The 14,815-nt window shown below is 67.7% G+C and carries 11 protein-coding genes; 3 read left to right on the top strand and 8 right to left on the bottom strand.

What is annotated here, in order from left to right; translation table 11 throughout:
• Positions 1–14: 14 nt before the first annotated feature.
• Positions 15–971 (top strand): Bax inhibitor-1/YccA family protein, encoded by a 957-nt coding sequence (locus PT282_RS05370; protein ID WP_277168512.1) that lies wholly within the window; start codon positions 15–17, stop codon positions 969–971.
• An 83-nt stretch (positions 972–1,054) separates the two neighbouring features.
• Here the strand turns inward: PT282_RS05370 and PT282_RS05375 are convergent, their stop codons facing one another.
• Positions 1,055–2,017 (bottom strand): DUF5067 domain-containing protein, encoded by a 963-nt coding sequence (locus PT282_RS05375; RefSeq protein WP_277168513.1) that lies wholly within the window; start codon positions 2,015–2,017, stop codon positions 1,055–1,057.
• A gap of 212 nt (positions 2,018–2,229) precedes the next feature.
• On the opposite strand from PT282_RS05375, the gene PT282_RS05380 reads away from it, so the two are divergent.
• Positions 2,230–3,630, top strand: coding sequence for a sensor histidine kinase (locus PT282_RS05380; protein WP_277168514.1), 1,401 nt, complete (start codon positions 2,230–2,232; stop codon positions 3,628–3,630).
• A 46-nt stretch (positions 3,631–3,676) separates the two neighbouring features.
• Positions 3,677–4,366, top strand: a complete 690-nt coding sequence (locus PT282_RS05385) for a response regulator transcription factor (RefSeq protein WP_277168515.1) — start codon at positions 3,677–3,679, stop codon at positions 4,364–4,366.
• An 82-nt stretch (positions 4,367–4,448) separates the two neighbouring features.
• Here the strand turns inward: PT282_RS05385 and acnA are convergent, their stop codons facing one another.
• The 7 genes from acnA to PT282_RS05420 all read right to left on the bottom strand — a co-directional run bounded on the left by acnA (position 4,449) and on the right by PT282_RS05420 (position 14,746).
• Positions 4,449–7,154, bottom strand: coding sequence for an aconitate hydratase AcnA (gene acnA / locus PT282_RS05390; RefSeq protein WP_277168516.1), 2,706 nt, complete (start codon positions 7,152–7,154; stop codon positions 4,449–4,451).
• 156 nt (positions 7,155–7,310) lie between these two features.
• Complete coding sequence (locus PT282_RS05395; RefSeq protein ID WP_277168517.1) at positions 7,311–9,860, bottom strand: HAD-IC family P-type ATPase; 2,550 nt, start codon at positions 9,858–9,860, stop codon at positions 7,311–7,313.
• A gap of 121 nt (positions 9,861–9,981) precedes the next feature.
• Positions 9,982–10,524, bottom strand: coding sequence for a sugar ABC transporter substrate-binding protein (locus PT282_RS05400; protein WP_277168518.1), 543 nt, complete (start codon positions 10,522–10,524; stop codon positions 9,982–9,984).
• A 44-nt stretch (positions 10,525–10,568) separates the two neighbouring features.
• Positions 10,569–11,867 carry a class I SAM-dependent RNA methyltransferase gene (locus PT282_RS05405; protein ID WP_277168519.1) on the bottom strand — a complete coding sequence of 433 codons (1,299 nt, stop codon included), beginning with the start codon at positions 11,865–11,867 and terminating at the stop codon, positions 10,569–10,571.
• A 138-nt stretch (positions 11,868–12,005) separates the two neighbouring features.
• On the bottom strand, positions 12,006–12,806 hold the full coding sequence (locus tag PT282_RS05410) for a DUF3159 domain-containing protein (RefSeq protein WP_277168520.1): 801 nt from the start codon (positions 12,804–12,806) through the stop codon (positions 12,006–12,008).
• Between the two features lie 75 nt (positions 12,807–12,881).
• On the bottom strand, positions 12,882–13,823 hold the full coding sequence (locus PT282_RS05415; protein ID WP_277168521.1) for a DUF3710 domain-containing protein: 942 nt from the start codon (positions 13,821–13,823) through the stop codon (positions 12,882–12,884).
• Positions 13,824–13,879: 56 nt separating this feature from the next.
• Positions 13,880–14,746 (bottom strand): exodeoxyribonuclease III, encoded by an 867-nt coding sequence (locus PT282_RS05420; RefSeq protein WP_277168522.1) that lies wholly within the window; start codon positions 14,744–14,746, stop codon positions 13,880–13,882.
• Positions 14,747–14,815 lie beyond the last annotated feature (69 nt).

Consider the following 14,815-nt stretch of genomic DNA (forward strand, 5'->3'; position numbering starts at 1 on the left):
CAGAAGGAGCGGGCATGGCTTTCGGAAACAGGCCCCAGGGTAACGGCGGCGCGCAGGAGCCTTACGGACAGCAGGCACCTTACGGGCAGCCCTATAACCAGAACTACGGCAACCAGCCCTACGGCCAGGGCTACGGACAGAGCAACCAGCCCCAATACAATCCCTATATGGGCGGCCAGCAGGGACCGGTCTACGGCCAGCCCTACGCGCAGCCGCAGTATCCCCAGGGCTATGCGGGAGGCGGCAACGGCTCGCCGGCCATGACGATGAACGGGCAGGCCGCCTATTCCTTCGAGCGCGCGCGGCGCTCCTCCACCACCAAGGCCTACGGCGAGATGACGCTGGGCCTGCTGCTGACGGCCGTGGTGGCCGTGTTCACGCAGATGACCGGCGCCCTCGACGGCTTCCTGATGGCCACGGGCGCGCTGGGCTGGATCGGCCTGGCCGTGGTGCAGGTGGTCATCGCCGTGGCCCTGAGCTGGCGCATCGAACGGATCAGCGTGGGCACCGCGCGGGCGATGTTCTACATCTACGCGGCCCTGACGGGCTTCACGCTCGCCTCCATCTTCGAGGTCTACAGCCTGCCGTCCATCGGTGTGGCGCTGGGCCTGTGCGTCGCGTTCTTCTTCGTGCTCACGATGCTCTCGCTGACCACCAAGAAGGACATGCTCAAGGCCGGCCCGATCCTGATGGTGGCGCTGCTGGTGCTGATGGTCGGCGAGGTCATCATGATGTTCCTCGCCCCCTCGCAGACCACGCTCATGGTCACCGCCGCGATCGGCCTGGTCGTCTTCGCGGGCCTGACGATGTACGACGCCCAGCAGACGCGCGCCATGTTCGACATGGCCGAGCGTTCCGGCGACGCGGCGACGCTCAACCGCATCTCGATCGTCTGCGCGCTGAACCTCTACCTGGACTTCGTCAACATGTTCCTCTACCTGCTGCAGCTCTTCGGCGACAACGACCGGTGAGCCGTTCCGTTTGGAAAAAACGGGCGATGGTTTCAAGGATTGGCATTTTCCGCCATTCCTCGCAACCATCGCCCGTTTTGCGATCACAGGTTATAGACGTGCGTGACCTTGGCCTTGTCCGTCACCGAGAACATGTCGCCGACCTCGATGGTGACCGGCGAATCATCGACCAGCACGTAGCCGACCGTGGCGGTCCCCTGCGCGCTGGGCTGCACCTGGGCGAGCGCCGAATTCTCGTCATAGCCCTGCGGTCCCTGCGGATAGGTGTTGTAGACGGCGGTGTCGAGCTCCTGCCCGTTCTGGAACGCCTGGGCGTGCATCACCACGCCGAACGACTGGTTCCTGTCGGTCTTGTTGGTCCATTGGTAGGTGACCAGCACCGTGGGCGCGTTGTTGTAGTCGTTGTCGCTGCGCGCCACCGAGACAATCTTGACGTGGCCGCTCTGCAGGTCGCCTTCGGTGTCCTGCGTCTTGGCATGCGACTTGCCCTTGGCCTGCTGTGAGGTGGTGGTGTGGTAGGTGGGATCGGCCTTGTCGATCGCCTTGCTGAGACTCGACTGCAGGCCCAGCGTGATGACGATGGCGAGCACGCTCAGCACCGCACCGGCGATGGTGATGCCCTTGCCGCGCTTCTTGCCCCTGAACACTCCGACCAGGCCGATGACGCCAAACACCAAGCCGATGATGCCGAGGATCGCGGCGACGTTGTTGACGATGGGGATAAAGCTCAGCACGGTGCCGACGATGCCCAGCACCAGCGCCGTCACCCCGCAGGCCGACAGATGCTCGGGACGTGCCCTCCTGCCACCAGAGGCGGGGCGGCGCGAGGCGGGAGCCGGATTCGCGATCGTGGGGAACGGATCCTGCCCGGCGTACGCAGGCGCGGACGGCCCCGCGGCCGTGGGCTGGCCTGCGCCGACGCCCTGGCCCTGACCGGCTGTGCCCTGCTCGGTACGAGACGGGTCACGATATGGCTCGTTGGGGCCGTTGTTTCCGCTGTTTCCAATATGCTGATCGCCGTTGAACGGCTGTGGTGAATCCGACACGATATCCTCTTCCGTCTTGGTCTTGTTGCCGGCGCGCCGCGGGAGCGAAACGGGCTTCCGGCAACGCGTCGTATACCCCATTGTTTCCCATCGCGACGTGCCCCGCCATTGGACCAACGGGACAATCTGCCCACCCGAAAGGGCAACGCCGCCGGCTTTTGCGGCCCGTTGGTCCAATGGCGGGCCGGACGCGCATCCCATAGAATGACGTCATGACCTCTTTCATAGCCAGCCTGCGACATCTGCTGCTCCTGTGCGGCATCTCATTGGACGACGCCGAGATCGTCGACGTCGACACCCGGCGGCCGTGCACCGTCGCCATGGTCGTCGTCGCCGGCCTGATGTGCGCGATCGAGACCATATTCATCATGCAGGATGCCGTCAGCCATGGCGGAGCGGGATTGCTCTGGGGCCTGCTCTCACTGCTCCTGGCGCTCGTCGTGGGCCTCGTCTTCCTCGCGAGGTCGGCATACCCCGAATACGTCTTCGCCCTCTCCTGTCTGCTGGTGCTGGCCTTCCCCTTCGATTCGATACTCTCGACGATGGCGCTGAGCTCGCTGCTGGCGAGGCGGGCAGGAAGGAAACACTCGCTGACGGCGGTGCTTCTGGCCACGGCCGTAGCGGTGACGGCCCAGCTGCGCGACACCTTCCAGCCGCTGAACGACTCGGTGTGGGCCCTGTGGTTCGCCAAACCCCGCGCCGACACCAGCCGCGACCCCATCGTCCTCACCTCAGGCATGGCCACGATACGCGCCACCGCGGTGGGCGCCGCGCTGCTCAGCGTGCTCGTCGCTGCCCTGATCGGCCTGCACATCCGTTCGCGGGCGCAGCTGAGGACGACGGCGCTCAAGGCCGACGCGGCGCAGACCCATGCCGATTCCCTGCGCACGGACCTGAGCCGCCAGCAACTTTCCGACGCCATCGCCGTCGAGGCCCACGACACCCTGGCCCACACCCTGTCGCTGGTGGCGATGAACGCGAACGCGCTGACGATCCAGACGCGCAAGCTGGCCGATCTGGCCCGCACGACGAACGACGGCGACGGGCTCGACGCCGGAACGCTGCGGCAGCTGGCGGACAGCGCCAACAAGGAATCACAACGGATCAGAAGCCAGGCCGCGCAGGCGGTCGACGAGGCGCATACGGTCATCGACATGCTGCGTGACCCGCAGGCCGCCGTCGAGGCGCTGGCGGCGGGCGACGACACGTCGCTGAGCCGGGCCTCCCTGCAGGAGCTGCTGGCCTCGTCCACCGATGCCGGCGCGAAGCTGTCGACATGGATCGACATCCAGCAGCTGAGCGACCTGAACGACAGCATCGGCAAGGTGGCCTACCGCGCGATCCAGGAGGGCCTGACCAACGCGCGCAAGCATGCGGCGGGCGCGCCGGTCAGCCTCGAGGTCACCGCACGCCCCGAGACCGGCGTCCATGTCCATCTGAGCAATCCGGTGGTGCCGGCGGGCACGGATGCGCCGGCCCGGGAGCCGCGTGGAGGAGCCGGGCTGCCGGGATTGGAACGGCGGGCCCATGCGGCCGGCGGGAATTGCCGGTACGGCGTCGACGAGCGTGGACTCTTCCACCTCGACGTCTCGCTGCCCTGGATCGCCCAATAATCCGGCGGATCGCACGCCATCGACCGGTGTTTTGTAAGATGATGGTATGCGCGAGGAAAACGCCGCGGGGCACGGCCAGGCAAGCCCCATCACCGTCAGCGTCATCGACGACGATCCGCTGATCTGCCAGACCATGTCGATACTCCTCACCGAGTCCTCGAATGGCGCGATACAAGTGCTGTCGACGGCGAACGACGGCGCCCAGGCCTTGGACCATGCCACCCGTGAGCATCCGGATGTGGTGCTAATGGACATCGACATGCCCGGCATGAACGGCATCGAGGCGACCCGGCGCATGCTCGCCCTCGAACCGAGGCCGCATGTGCTGATCCTCACTGCCCTGAGCCCCTCCACAACGGTGCAGCGGGCGATCGAGGCCGGGGCCGAGGGATTCGTGGCGAAAACTGACCCGGCCGAGGACATCGTCAAGCACATCAGGGCCGTGTGCATGGGCGACCCCCAGTTCAACGCCGACAGCCAGCGGCAATTGATGAGGGACATGGAGAGGGACCGATTCCGCTCGCGCCGCGACGAGGCGAGAAGGCAGCTCGCCAAGCTCGGGGAACGCGAGCGCCAGGCGGCGCAACTGGCCGCCGATGGGCTGTCGAACGCGGAAATCGCCGAGGCCATGATGATTTCCGAGCGCACGGTGAAGGCGGAGCTCTCCTCGGCCTGCGCCAAGCTCGACGCCAACCGCGTGCTGCTGAGCCGCATCGTGGAGAGGGCCGATCTTTAGACGGCCCATTTCGCAAACGGGCGATGGATGCTCGGGATTGGCTGTTTCCGCCATTCCTCGAAATCCATCGCCCGTTTTGCGTTCACTCGCCCATCAGCCCGCGCAGCACATACTGCAGGATGCCGCCGTTTCGGTAGTAGTCGGCCTCGCCGGGTGTGTCGATGCGCACCGTGGCGTCGAACTCGACGGGCCGCCGGCCCGGCTTGGCGGCGGTGACGCGGATGGTCTTGGGGATCGCTCCGTCGTTGAGCGCGTCCATGCCCGTGAAGTCGTAGGTCTCCGTGCCGTCCAGGCCCAGCGACGCCGCCGACTCGCCGGCGGGGAACTGCAGGGGCAGCACGCCCATGCCGATGAGGTTGGAGCGGTGGATGCGCTCGAAGCTGCGGGCGATGACGACCCTGACGCCGAGCATCAGCGTGCCCTTGGCGGCCCAGTCGCGCGAGGAGCCGGTGCCGTATTCGCCGCCCGCCAGCACGACCAGCGGGGTGCCGGCCTTGCGGTAGTCGAGCGAGGCGTCGAAGATCGTGGCGGGCTTGCCACTCACGAAATCAAACGTGAACCCGCCGGGGCGCACCTCCTCGCCCATCGAGGCGAGCAGAAGGTTGCGCAGGCGGATGTTGCCGAAGGTGCCACGCACCATGACCTCGTGGTTGCCGCGCCGCGACCCGTAGGAGTTGAAGTCCTTGGGGTCGATGCCGTGCGCGACCAGGTATTTGCCGGCGGGGCTCGAGGCGGGGAACGCGCCGGCCGGCGAGATGTGGTCGGTGGTCACCGAATCGCCGAGCAGGGCCAGCACGCGGGCGCCGCGCACGTCTTCGACCGGCCGTGGCTTGGCGCCCATGCCGTCGAAGAAGACCTGGCGGCGCACATATGTGGAGTCCGGGTCCCATGCGAACCGCTCGCCTGCCGGCACGTCGAGCGATTTCCAGCGTTCGTCGCCTTCGAAGACGTCGGCGTAGTCACGCACGAACATCTCGCGGCTGACGGACGCCGAGACGACCTTGGTGACCTCCTCGTTGGTCGGCCAGATGTCGCGCAGGAAGATCTCGCGGCCGGTTTCGGCGTCGCGGCCGAGCGGTTGCGCCTCGAAGTCGAAGTCGAGCGTGCCGGCGATGGCGTAGGCGATGACCAGGGGCGGCGAGGCCAGGTAGTTCATCTTGACGTCGGGGCTGATGCGGCCTTCGAAGTTGCGGTTGCCGGAGAGCACCGAGGTCATCGTCAGGTCGTTGTCGTTGACCGCCTTGGAAATCTCGGGCAGCAGCGGGCCGGAGTTGCCGATGCAGGTGGTGCAGCCGAAGCCGACGAGCTCGTAACCCAATGCATCCAGGTCCTCCTGCAAACCGGCTTTCTTGAGATAGTCGGCCACGACCTGCGAACCCGGGGCCAGCGAGGTCTTGACCCACGGCTTGGGCTTGAGGCCGTGGGCCCGAGCAGCTCGGGCGAGCAATCCGGCGGCGATCATCACCGAGGGGTTGGAGGTGTTGGTGCAGCTGGTGATCGATGCGATGGCGACGTCGCCGTTCTTAATCTCGAAGTCGCCACGGAAGTCGGTGTGAACCGCAACCGGGTTCTGGCAGGTCTTCGCCGTCTCGTAATCCGGCAGCGTTTCCTCGAACGTCTTCTTGGCCTCGTCGAGGCGGATGCGGTCCTGCGGACGCTTGGGACCGGCGATGGAGGGGACGACCGTGCCGAGGTCGAGTTCCATGTATTCGGAATACTGCGGCTCGACGTAATCGGGGTCGCTGGTGTCGCCCCAGAGTCGGTTGGCCTTGGCGTAGGCCTCGACCAGCGCGACCTGCCCGTCGCTGCGGCCGGTGAGGCGCAGGTAGTCGAGCGTGACCTGGTCGATCGGGAAGATGCCGCAGGTCGAACCGAACTCGGGGCTCATGTTGCCGATGGTGGCGCGGTTGGCCAGTGGCACGGAGGCGACGCCGTCGCCGTAGAATTCCACGAATTTGCCGACCACGCCGTGCTCGCGCAGCATCTGGGTGATGGTCAGGACCACGTCGGTGGCGGTGACGCCCTCGGGGATGGAGCCGGTGAGCTTGAAGCCGACCACGCGAGGCACGAGCATGGAGATGGGCTGGCCGAGCATGGCCGCCTCGGCCTCGATGCCGCCGACGCCCCAGCCGAGCACGCCCAGGCCGCCGACCATGGTGGTGTGGGAGTCGGTGCCGACGCAGGAGTCGAGGTAGGCCAGGTCGCGCCCGCGCTCCCCCGGCCCGGTCATGACGACCTTGGCGAGGCGCTCGATGTTGACCTGGTGGATGATGCCGGTGCCCGGCGGCACCACGCGGAAGTTCTCGAACGCCTGCTGGCCCCAGCGCAGGAAGCGGTAGCGCTCGGCGTTGCGCTCGTATTCGCGGTCCATGTTGCGCGTCACCGCGTCGGCGACGGCGTAATGGTCGATCTGCACGGAGTGGTCGATGACCATGTCGGCCTCGACCTGCGGGTTGATGACCTCGGGGTCGCCGCCCAGCTCCGCCACGGCGTCGCGCATGGTGGCGAGGTCGACGATGCAGGGCACGCCGGTGAAGTCCTGCATCAGCACACGCGAGGGGCCGAACGCGATCTCGTGGCTGGGCTGCGCCTGCGGGTCCCAGGCGAGCAGGTCGCGCAGCTGGGCCTCGGTGACATTGACGCCGTCGATGCGCCGCAGCAGGTTCTCGGCCAGCACCTTCAGGGAATATGGCAGACGCTCGATGCCCGGCAGGTCGGCGATCCGGTAATAGTCGACCTCGCGCTTCCCGACCCGTAGCGTATCCAGATGCTCGCTGCTTTTTGACATGGCGACCCTTTCGAACGTGTTGACGATATACCGTTCATTATTGGACGCCGAGAATTCAGCGACGTTACCCGGAGCCGAAAAATCCGGATTTCGGCGCGGCAAAACCTGCGAACCGTTGGATTTCCGCCGAAAACCAGGATTCACTATGTGAGACCGCTACGCCTTGTTCACCTTGGAGCGCCTCCTGAGGCTCGCGCGCAGGCGGCCGAGCATGCCGGCGATGGACTGGATGCCGGCGAAGATGACGATGGCGAGCGCCAGCACGGCGAAGGTCGCCGCCAGGTCCCAGCCGCGCAGGAAGCGCAGTTCGAAGAACGAGGAGACGAGGGGCACGAACATGCCGGCCAGCCCCGCCGCCGCGAACACGGCCACCAACGCGCCGCGCCACGATTTGAGCGGCCGGGCCACGCTGGCCAGCACGAGCACGCCGAGCACGAAGACGATGGTGGCGCACACGTCGCGCAGCTTGAGCAGATCGCCGGCGCGCGAGAGGTCCCAGCCCATGAGCCCGGGCAGCAGCCACTCGGCGAGCAGCACCGAAAGCGCCACCGCGATGCCGCCCGGCAGGGCGAAGCGCACCACGCGCCCCAGGAAGCCGGGGATGTAGCGCCGGGTGTTGTGCGCCAGGGCGAGGATGAAGGCGGGCATGCCGATGGTGAGCGCGCCGATGTAGGTGATGTGGCGAGGCAGGTAGGGGTAGGGCACGAAGGTGCAGACCACGCCCAGCGAGATGAGCGCGGAGTAGACGGTCTTGACCAAAAACAGCGAGGAGACGCGCTCCATGTTGGCCATCACCTGGCGGCCGCGGGCCACGACGCTGGGCAGGTGGGAGAACTTCGAGTCGACGAGCACGACCTGGGCGACGGCCTTGGTGGCGGGCGCGGCGTTGCCCATCGCGATGCCGAGGTCGGCCTCCTTGAGGGCCAGCGCGTCGTTGACGCCGTCACCGGTCATCGCCACGGTCTTGCCGCCCTCATGCAGCGCGACGACGATGGCCTTCTTCTGCTCGGGCAGGACGCGGCCGAGCACGTCGACGTTCTCCAGGACCCGGGCGAGCTCCTTGGTGTCTCCGGGCAGGTCGCGGGCGTCCATGGCCACCGGGTCGCGGTCTCCGGTCAGTCGGACGTTCTTGGCGATGGCGCCCACGGTGGCGGGGCTGTCGCCGGAGATGACGCGGCAGCGCACGCCCTGCTGACGGAACCAGGCGAGCGTCTCCTCGGCGTCGTCGCGGATGTGCTCGCGGCACAGCACCAGCGCCACCGGCCGGGAGGTGGGAACCAGCGTCGGATCGTCCGCGAAGGCCTGTGCGCCGCCGGCCGCCGCAGCGCCCCGCGCACGGGCGAGCAGCAGCACGCGCATGCCCTGGTTGGCGTGGCGGGTCGCCAAATCCTTGGCCTCGAGGTTCTCGCCGGCGAAGGCGGAGAGGAGCATCTCGGGGGCGCCCATGGTCCACACGTCGCCGTCGCGCACGATGGCGCTCCATTTGCGCGCCGAGGAGAACGGCACGCGGGCGTCGACCGGCCGGGCCGCGATGTTCCTCAGTCCCAGGGCCTTGAGCACGGCGGCGCCGGTGCCGTTGGGGCTCTCCTCGTTCGACAGGTCGTAGAGGGCCTGCAGCGCCTCGGCCTCGGTTCCGGATTCCCCGTCACCGTCACCGGCGCCGCCCAGCATCACGACCTGGTCGAAGACGATGCCGCCGTCGGTGATGGTGCCGGTCTTGTCGAGGTTCAACGCATCCACGCGCGCCAGCGTCTCCACGCTCTCAAGCTCCTGGACCAAGGTGTGCTGGCGGGCCAGACGCATCGCGGCGATGGCGAAGTTGAGCGAAGTCAGCAAGACCAGTCCCTCGGGGATCATGCCCACCACCCCGGCCACGGCCGAGACGATGGCCGCGCGCCACGCCCCGGTGGAGAGGGCGACCTGCCAGCCGCCCACCGTGCGGATCTGCGAGGCGACCAGCAGGATGCACAGCGGGATGACGACCACGGTCATCACCTTGAGGATGGTGTTGATGCCGCGGCTCAGGTCGGAAACGGTCTTCTTGTAGACCTTGGCCTTGGCGGTGAGCCTGGCCGCGTAGCCGTGTTCGCCCACCGCGTCGACCCGGACCAGCGCCATGCCGGAAGTCGCATTGGAACCGGAGTAGACCTCCGCACCCTCGCCTTTCTTGACGGTTCGCGATTCGCCGGTCAGCATGGATTCATCGAGCTCCAACCCCCATGTGCGCACGATGGTGGCGTCCGCGGGCACCTGCTCGCCGCTGCGCAGCCAGAGCAGGTCGCCGAGCACGATCTGCTCATGTTCGATCTCGATGTCCCGCCCGCCACGGCGCACCAAGGAACGCGAGGCGACCAGGATGGAAAGCTTGTCGAGCGTGTGTTTGGCCCGCATTTCGGTGAAGACGCCGATGCCGGAGTTGATGATGATGACCAGCCCGAAGACCGCGTCCTTCCACTGGCCGGTCAGCAGCACCAGCACCATGGCCGCGAAGATGATCGCGTTGAACAGGGTGAACACATTCTCGCGGACGATCTGCCCCAGCGAACGCGAGGTCTGGGTGTCGAGCGCGTTGACGTTGCCCTGCGCGACCTGCCGGGCGACCTCGGCGTCACTCAGGCCGGTTTCGCCGACCTCGGGAAGGGCGGAAGGCGCGCTTTCATGGCCCGTTTCGCCGCCAGCCGAAGAGATCTGCCCGGTCCCGCTCATTGGTGCCCCTTACCCATGCGCCCGCCTCGGCCCGAAAAGGCCCGACCCGGGTTCGTTTGCCAGTATAAGTGGTTTCACTCTACCGTATCCACCGTGTCCATGGCGTGAAAAGCACCGGCCCTTACGGCAACGTCACGTTCATCGTCCTGGCGTGGGGATTGTCGTCGATCGCCAGGCGCAGCGCCATATCGAGGGAACGCGCATGGCCGCCCCCGTCCGGCACCACATGCAGCGCCTCGGCGTAGAGGCCGGTGTCGCCCGGGGCGTTGACGGGGTCGAGCAGCACGACCGGGATGCCGGCCCCGCGCGCCTGGCGCAGCGCCCTCAGCCAAGCGTCGGCCGTGCCGCCTCGCATGTCGAGGCCGGCGACGAGCAGGAGTGTGACCGGCCTGCGGGCCATGTCGGCGACCGCCTGCGAGGGATCGGCCGAGACCACGCCGTCGGTGCCGGCCGCGTAGACGGCCTTGGTGCCTTTGCCGTTCAGGGCGGAGAGCACCCGCCGGTCGAGGTCGCCGTCACCGGCCGAGACCACGCCGACGAGGATGTCGGAGCGGTCGACGCTGTCGTGCGGCACATGGTTGGCCGCCGTGGCCGTGTCGCCGACCGCGGCTCCCCTCGGCGCGCACGAGCCCAATGCCGGCGCCAGCGACAATGCCAGCGCCATGCTCGCGATGACCGACCATATACGACGCATGCGGGCCCGCTATCTCATCGGCCGTCGCGCGTGAAGAGCGCCACGGTCTCGACGTGGTGGGTCTGCGGGTAGATGTCGAAGGCCTGGATGTTCTTCAGGGCGTAGCCGAGCGTGGTCAGCGTCGCCGTGTCGCGGGCGAGGCTGGTCTCGTCGCAGGCGATATAGACGATCGAACGCGCGCCCGCCTCGGCGATCTGACGGCAGACCTTGGCCTTGGCGCCGGCGCGTGGCGGGTCGAGCACCACGACGTCGGGCTCGGCGAGATCGGCGGGCAGGTCGCGTAGGCGGCGGGAGACGTCGCCCTGCAGCGCGGTGACGTTGGAGTCCCTGGCGATGTGCAGGTTGCGTTCGGCGTTGCGCACCGCCATGCGGCCGCCCTCCACGCTGAGCACCTTGGTGTGCGCGAAGGTATGGGCCAGCGGCACGGTGAACAGGCCGGAGCCGGAGAAGAGGTCCCACAGGGTGGCCGAGCGCACGCCGGAGAGCTCCTGGCTGACCAGGCGCATCACGTGCTTGGCGAGCGTGGGCGGGGCCATGCGGTGCACCTGCCAGAAGCCGCCGGCCTCCACGCCGTACTTGTAGCGCTTGCCGTCCACGTCCACGATCTCCTTCAAACGCTTGGAGCCGGCGTGCAGGCGGCCGTCGACCGTGATGGCATAGTTGTCGCCGATGGCCTCGAGCAGGGCCTTGTGGCTCGCCCGGGAGGTGTGGATATCGCGCGGCTCGGGCACGGCGATGCGGATCTTGGCGCCGGGCTCGAAACTCTCATCGAAGAGCTTGCGCTCACGGGCCACGGCCAGCAGCGCGCGCGTGGCCAGCGGCATGGTGTCGATGCGCACGCGGGTGTGCGAGGCCCGACGCCTCATGGAGACGCGGCCCTCCTCGTCGGCGATCAGCTCGATGCGGGTGCGCCAGTGCAGGCCCTTCTCGTCGTTGTCGCCGTCCATGCGCGCCACGGGCACCTCGTCGAGCTCGAGATGGCCCATGCGCCGCATCTGGCCGGTGATGACCGCGGACTTCCATTTGAGCTGCCCGGGCAGCGAGACGTGGACCAGGTCGGCGCCGCCGACTCCCCCGCCCTGCGACAGCGGACCCGCCAGAGGCCAGACCGGCTCGACGCGGTCGTCGGAGGCCTCCTTGACCTCCACCACCTCGCCGGTCCAGAAACGGTCGTCGCGGTTGTGCGGCTCGTCGAGCTCGATGGTGTCCAGCTCGCCGGGCAGCGCGAAGCGCACGAAGACCACACGGCCATCGATATGGGCGACGCAACGGCCCTGGTCGGCGTAGCGTTCGATTCGTACTGTGGCTTGCATGGCTACCTCTTGTTTCCTGAAATCCTTGATGGCCGGGAGACGCTTGCGCCTTCCGCGCCCGTTGCTTCATCCTACGTTCGCTTGATGGCCGCCGGCGGGTTTCGAGACCGCCATCGCCGCGCGACCGGAACTCCAAGTCTAGCGTTGGCCCTCGTCCGCCGTCCCATCGTCCTGGTCCGCGTCCGCGGACGGGACCGCGTGGGCGTCCGCCTGCGCGCCATCCTTCCTGTCGTCATCCTTGGCATCCCCGTCGGCCACCTTGAACTTCGGATGATGCCGCAGCGGGTCGGCGATGAGCAGATAGGAGACCCAGATGGCCAGCGCCCAGAACGGCAGGCCCATCAGCAGGCGGGTGGTGCCCAGCCAGGTGACGCGGTTGGTCAGGTAGAGCGGCACCTGCACCGCCAGGCGCAGCGCGAAGACGCCGACCCACAGCGCCGTGACGATGTCGTAGGCGCGCAGCAGCTTCCTGTCGCCCCGCCAGTCGGCGAGCCAGTCGCGCAGACGTTCGGTGGGCATGGAGCGGATGAACTCGACCATGAAGCCGACGCCCGGCACGCGGATGGCCAGGGTGAGGGCGAGCAGGACGAGGTAGACGGCGTTGGTGATGAAGCCGTAGACGTAGTAGTTGCGAGCCTCGTGGGTGTGCCATGCCCAGACCAGGCAGATGGCGACGGCGATCAATCCGCTGAGCGCCCCCAGCACGGTCTGGCGCTGCACCAGACGGACCAGGACCGCGAGCACGGCCAGCACCGCCGAGACGATGATGGTGAGCCTGAGGTCGGCGGTGAGCACGAACATGACCACGAAGACGAAGCCGGGCAGCATCGATTCGATGACGCCGCGCACCCCGCCGATCGCGTCGATGACGGAGAAGTCCTCGCCGTTGCCGGCCGCCGCCAGCGCCGCCAGCCCCTGCCGCTTGCTTGGCTTGCCCATGCCGTTCCTTTCCGTGCCCATAGACGATTCGCCGGCCCTGGTGCGGGAACCGGCGAATGGCGATCGCATGTGCCTTTAGCGCAGCTCGGAGAACATCGGGCCGCGCGAGATCGTGGTCTGCACCTCGGTCTGCTGGTCGGCGACGAACGGGCCCTTGACGCGCTTGGGGATCTCATTGCCGTTCTTATCATCCCCGTCGGCTTCCTCGGCCGCCTCGTCGGCCTTGCGCCGCTGCTCCGGCGAGACCGGGGCGTGCATGGCGATGAGGTCGCGCGGGGCGAGCGGCTCCTCTCCGCGGTCGACCACAATCTGGGAGAAGAAGCGGTCGAGCGCCTTGGTCTCGGGGCTCTTCGGCTGGGTGGCGGCGCGGCCGGAGAAGATGCCCCGCAGCATCCAGCGCGGTCCGTCGACGCCGACGATGCGGGTGGTCACGCTCTTGCCGCCCTTGACCTTGACGGGCAGCCTGACCTCCATGCCGAAGACGCCGGCATGCTCGCTCGCGTCGCCCTTGGACGCCAGCAGGTCGTCGCGCATGTCGTCCCAGAGTCCGAGCGTCTTCGGGGCGGCGAACGCCTCGACCTCCAGGCTGGAGGACTTGTAGGAGATGGTGCAGCCGAGTATCTGGCCGCTGGAACGGCTGGCCTTGACGCGCAGCTCGATGCCCTTCAGGAACGGCAGGTAGTAGGCGCCCATGTCGAGGTACTCGTCGTAGTCGGGCCCGTTCTCCTCGTCGATGTCCCACGGCCCGTAGAGCTCGCCGCGTTCGTCGTAGCTCTCCACCGGTTCCTCGGGGAAGGCGGGCTCCCGCGCCTCGTCGTCCTCGGCCTTGCCGGCCTTCGCGTCGGTGTGCTTGGCATCGGTGTCCTTCGCGCCCGTATTCTTCGTATCGGCGTCCTTGGCATCGGTCGCCGCGTCGTCGGCCGCGTCCGTGGTCTCCTTGGCGTCCTCGTTGTCGTTGTCGACGTCGACGTCGTCGTCCTTGCGGTGCTTCTTCCTGCCGAAACCGAACAGTCCCATCGTTCCTCGTTTCCTTACGTGTGCCTAGGGCAAGCCTAGCACCCCAACGTGATGCCTCAGATGTCGTAGACGACGCTTAGCGGAGCGTGGTCGGACCAGCGGGCGTCGTAGGAGGGGGCGCGGTCGATGTCGAAGGAGAGGGCCTTGCCGGCCAGCCCCGGGGTCGCCAGCTGGTAGTCGATCCTCCAGCCGACGTTGTTGTCGAAGGCGCGGCCGCGCTGGCTCCACCAGGTGTAGGGCCCCTGCACCTCGCCGGCGAGGCTGCGCATCACGTCGACGAAGCCGTACTGCTCCGGGTCGAGCCACCGGTCGACATAGGCGCGTTCCTCCGGTAGGAAGCCGGAATGCTTGACGTTGGCCTTGGCGTTCTTGATGTCGAGCGGGGTGTGGGCGATGTTCATGTCGCCGCACAGCAGGGCCTGGCGGCCGCCGCCATCGGCGATCTTGCGCAGCTGCGCCATGCGCTCGAGCATGCGGTCGAGGAAACGGAACTTCTGGTGCATCTTGTCGGGGTCGTCGGTGTTGCCCGCGTGCACGTAGACGCTGGCGACGGTCAGCTCCATGCCGCCCGGCGCGGTGATGTCGGCCTCGATCCAGCGGCCGGAGTCCACGTCCTCGTCGAGGTCCATCAGCCCGTAGCGCCTGGCGGTGACGGGCAGCGAGGAGAGCAGGCCGACCCCGGCACGGCCCTTGATGCGGCAGACCTCGTCCTGGCGGGCGAGCGAGGCGGCGTCGGCGACCTTGCCGGCCTTGGCGTATCCTTCGCCGATGGCGCCGAAGATCGGGTCGATCTCCTCCTGCGGGGCGCGGACCTCCTGCATGCACCAGACGTCGGGGGTGCGCCCGTCGGACCAGGCGAGGAGACCCTTGCGCCTGGCCGCGCGGATGCCGTTGAGATTGGATGTGGTGACGGTTATGCTCATGAGCCCGACGATACACCATCGCGTGCCCTCCCCGCCCGTCCGATGGCACAGGGGCCGGCCCGGACAGCA

The organism is Bifidobacterium sp. ESL0763 (assembly GCF_029433395.1).
In the GTDB taxonomy this organism is placed as follows: Bacteria; Actinomycetota; Actinomycetes; order Actinomycetales; family Bifidobacteriaceae; genus Bifidobacterium.

Coding starts and splice junctions, on each gene's coding strand:
- acnA (WP_277168516.1), bottom strand. CDS start 7,154: ATGTCAAAAAGCAGCGAGCATCTGGATACGCTACGGGTCGGGAAGCGC.
- PT282_RS05420 (WP_277168522.1), bottom strand. CDS start 14,746: ATGAGCATAACCGTCACCACATCCAATCTCAACGGCATCCGCGCGGCC.
- PT282_RS05370 (WP_277168512.1), top strand. CDS start 15: ATGGCTTTCGGAAACAGGCCCCAGGGTAACGGCGGCGCGCAGGAGCCT.
- PT282_RS05380 (WP_277168514.1), top strand. CDS start 2,230: ATGACCTCTTTCATAGCCAGCCTGCGACATCTGCTGCTCCTGTGCGGC.
- PT282_RS05395 (WP_277168517.1), bottom strand. CDS start 9,860: ATGAGCGGGACCGGGCAGATCTCTTCGGCTGGCGGCGAAACGGGCCAT.
- PT282_RS05405 (WP_277168519.1), bottom strand. CDS start 11,867: ATGCAAGCCACAGTACGAATCGAACGCTACGCCGACCAGGGCCGTTGC.
- PT282_RS05415 (WP_277168521.1), bottom strand. CDS start 13,823: ATGGGACTGTTCGGTTTCGGCAGGAAGAAGCACCGCAAGGACGACGAC.
- PT282_RS05385 (WP_277168515.1), top strand. CDS start 3,677: ATGCGCGAGGAAAACGCCGCGGGGCACGGCCAGGCAAGCCCCATCACC.
- PT282_RS05410 (WP_277168520.1), bottom strand. CDS start 12,806: ATGGGCAAGCCAAGCAAGCGGCAGGGGCTGGCGGCGCTGGCGGCGGCC.
- PT282_RS05400 (WP_277168518.1), bottom strand. CDS start 10,524: ATGGCGCTGGCATTGTCGCTGGCGCCGGCATTGGGCTCGTGCGCGCCG.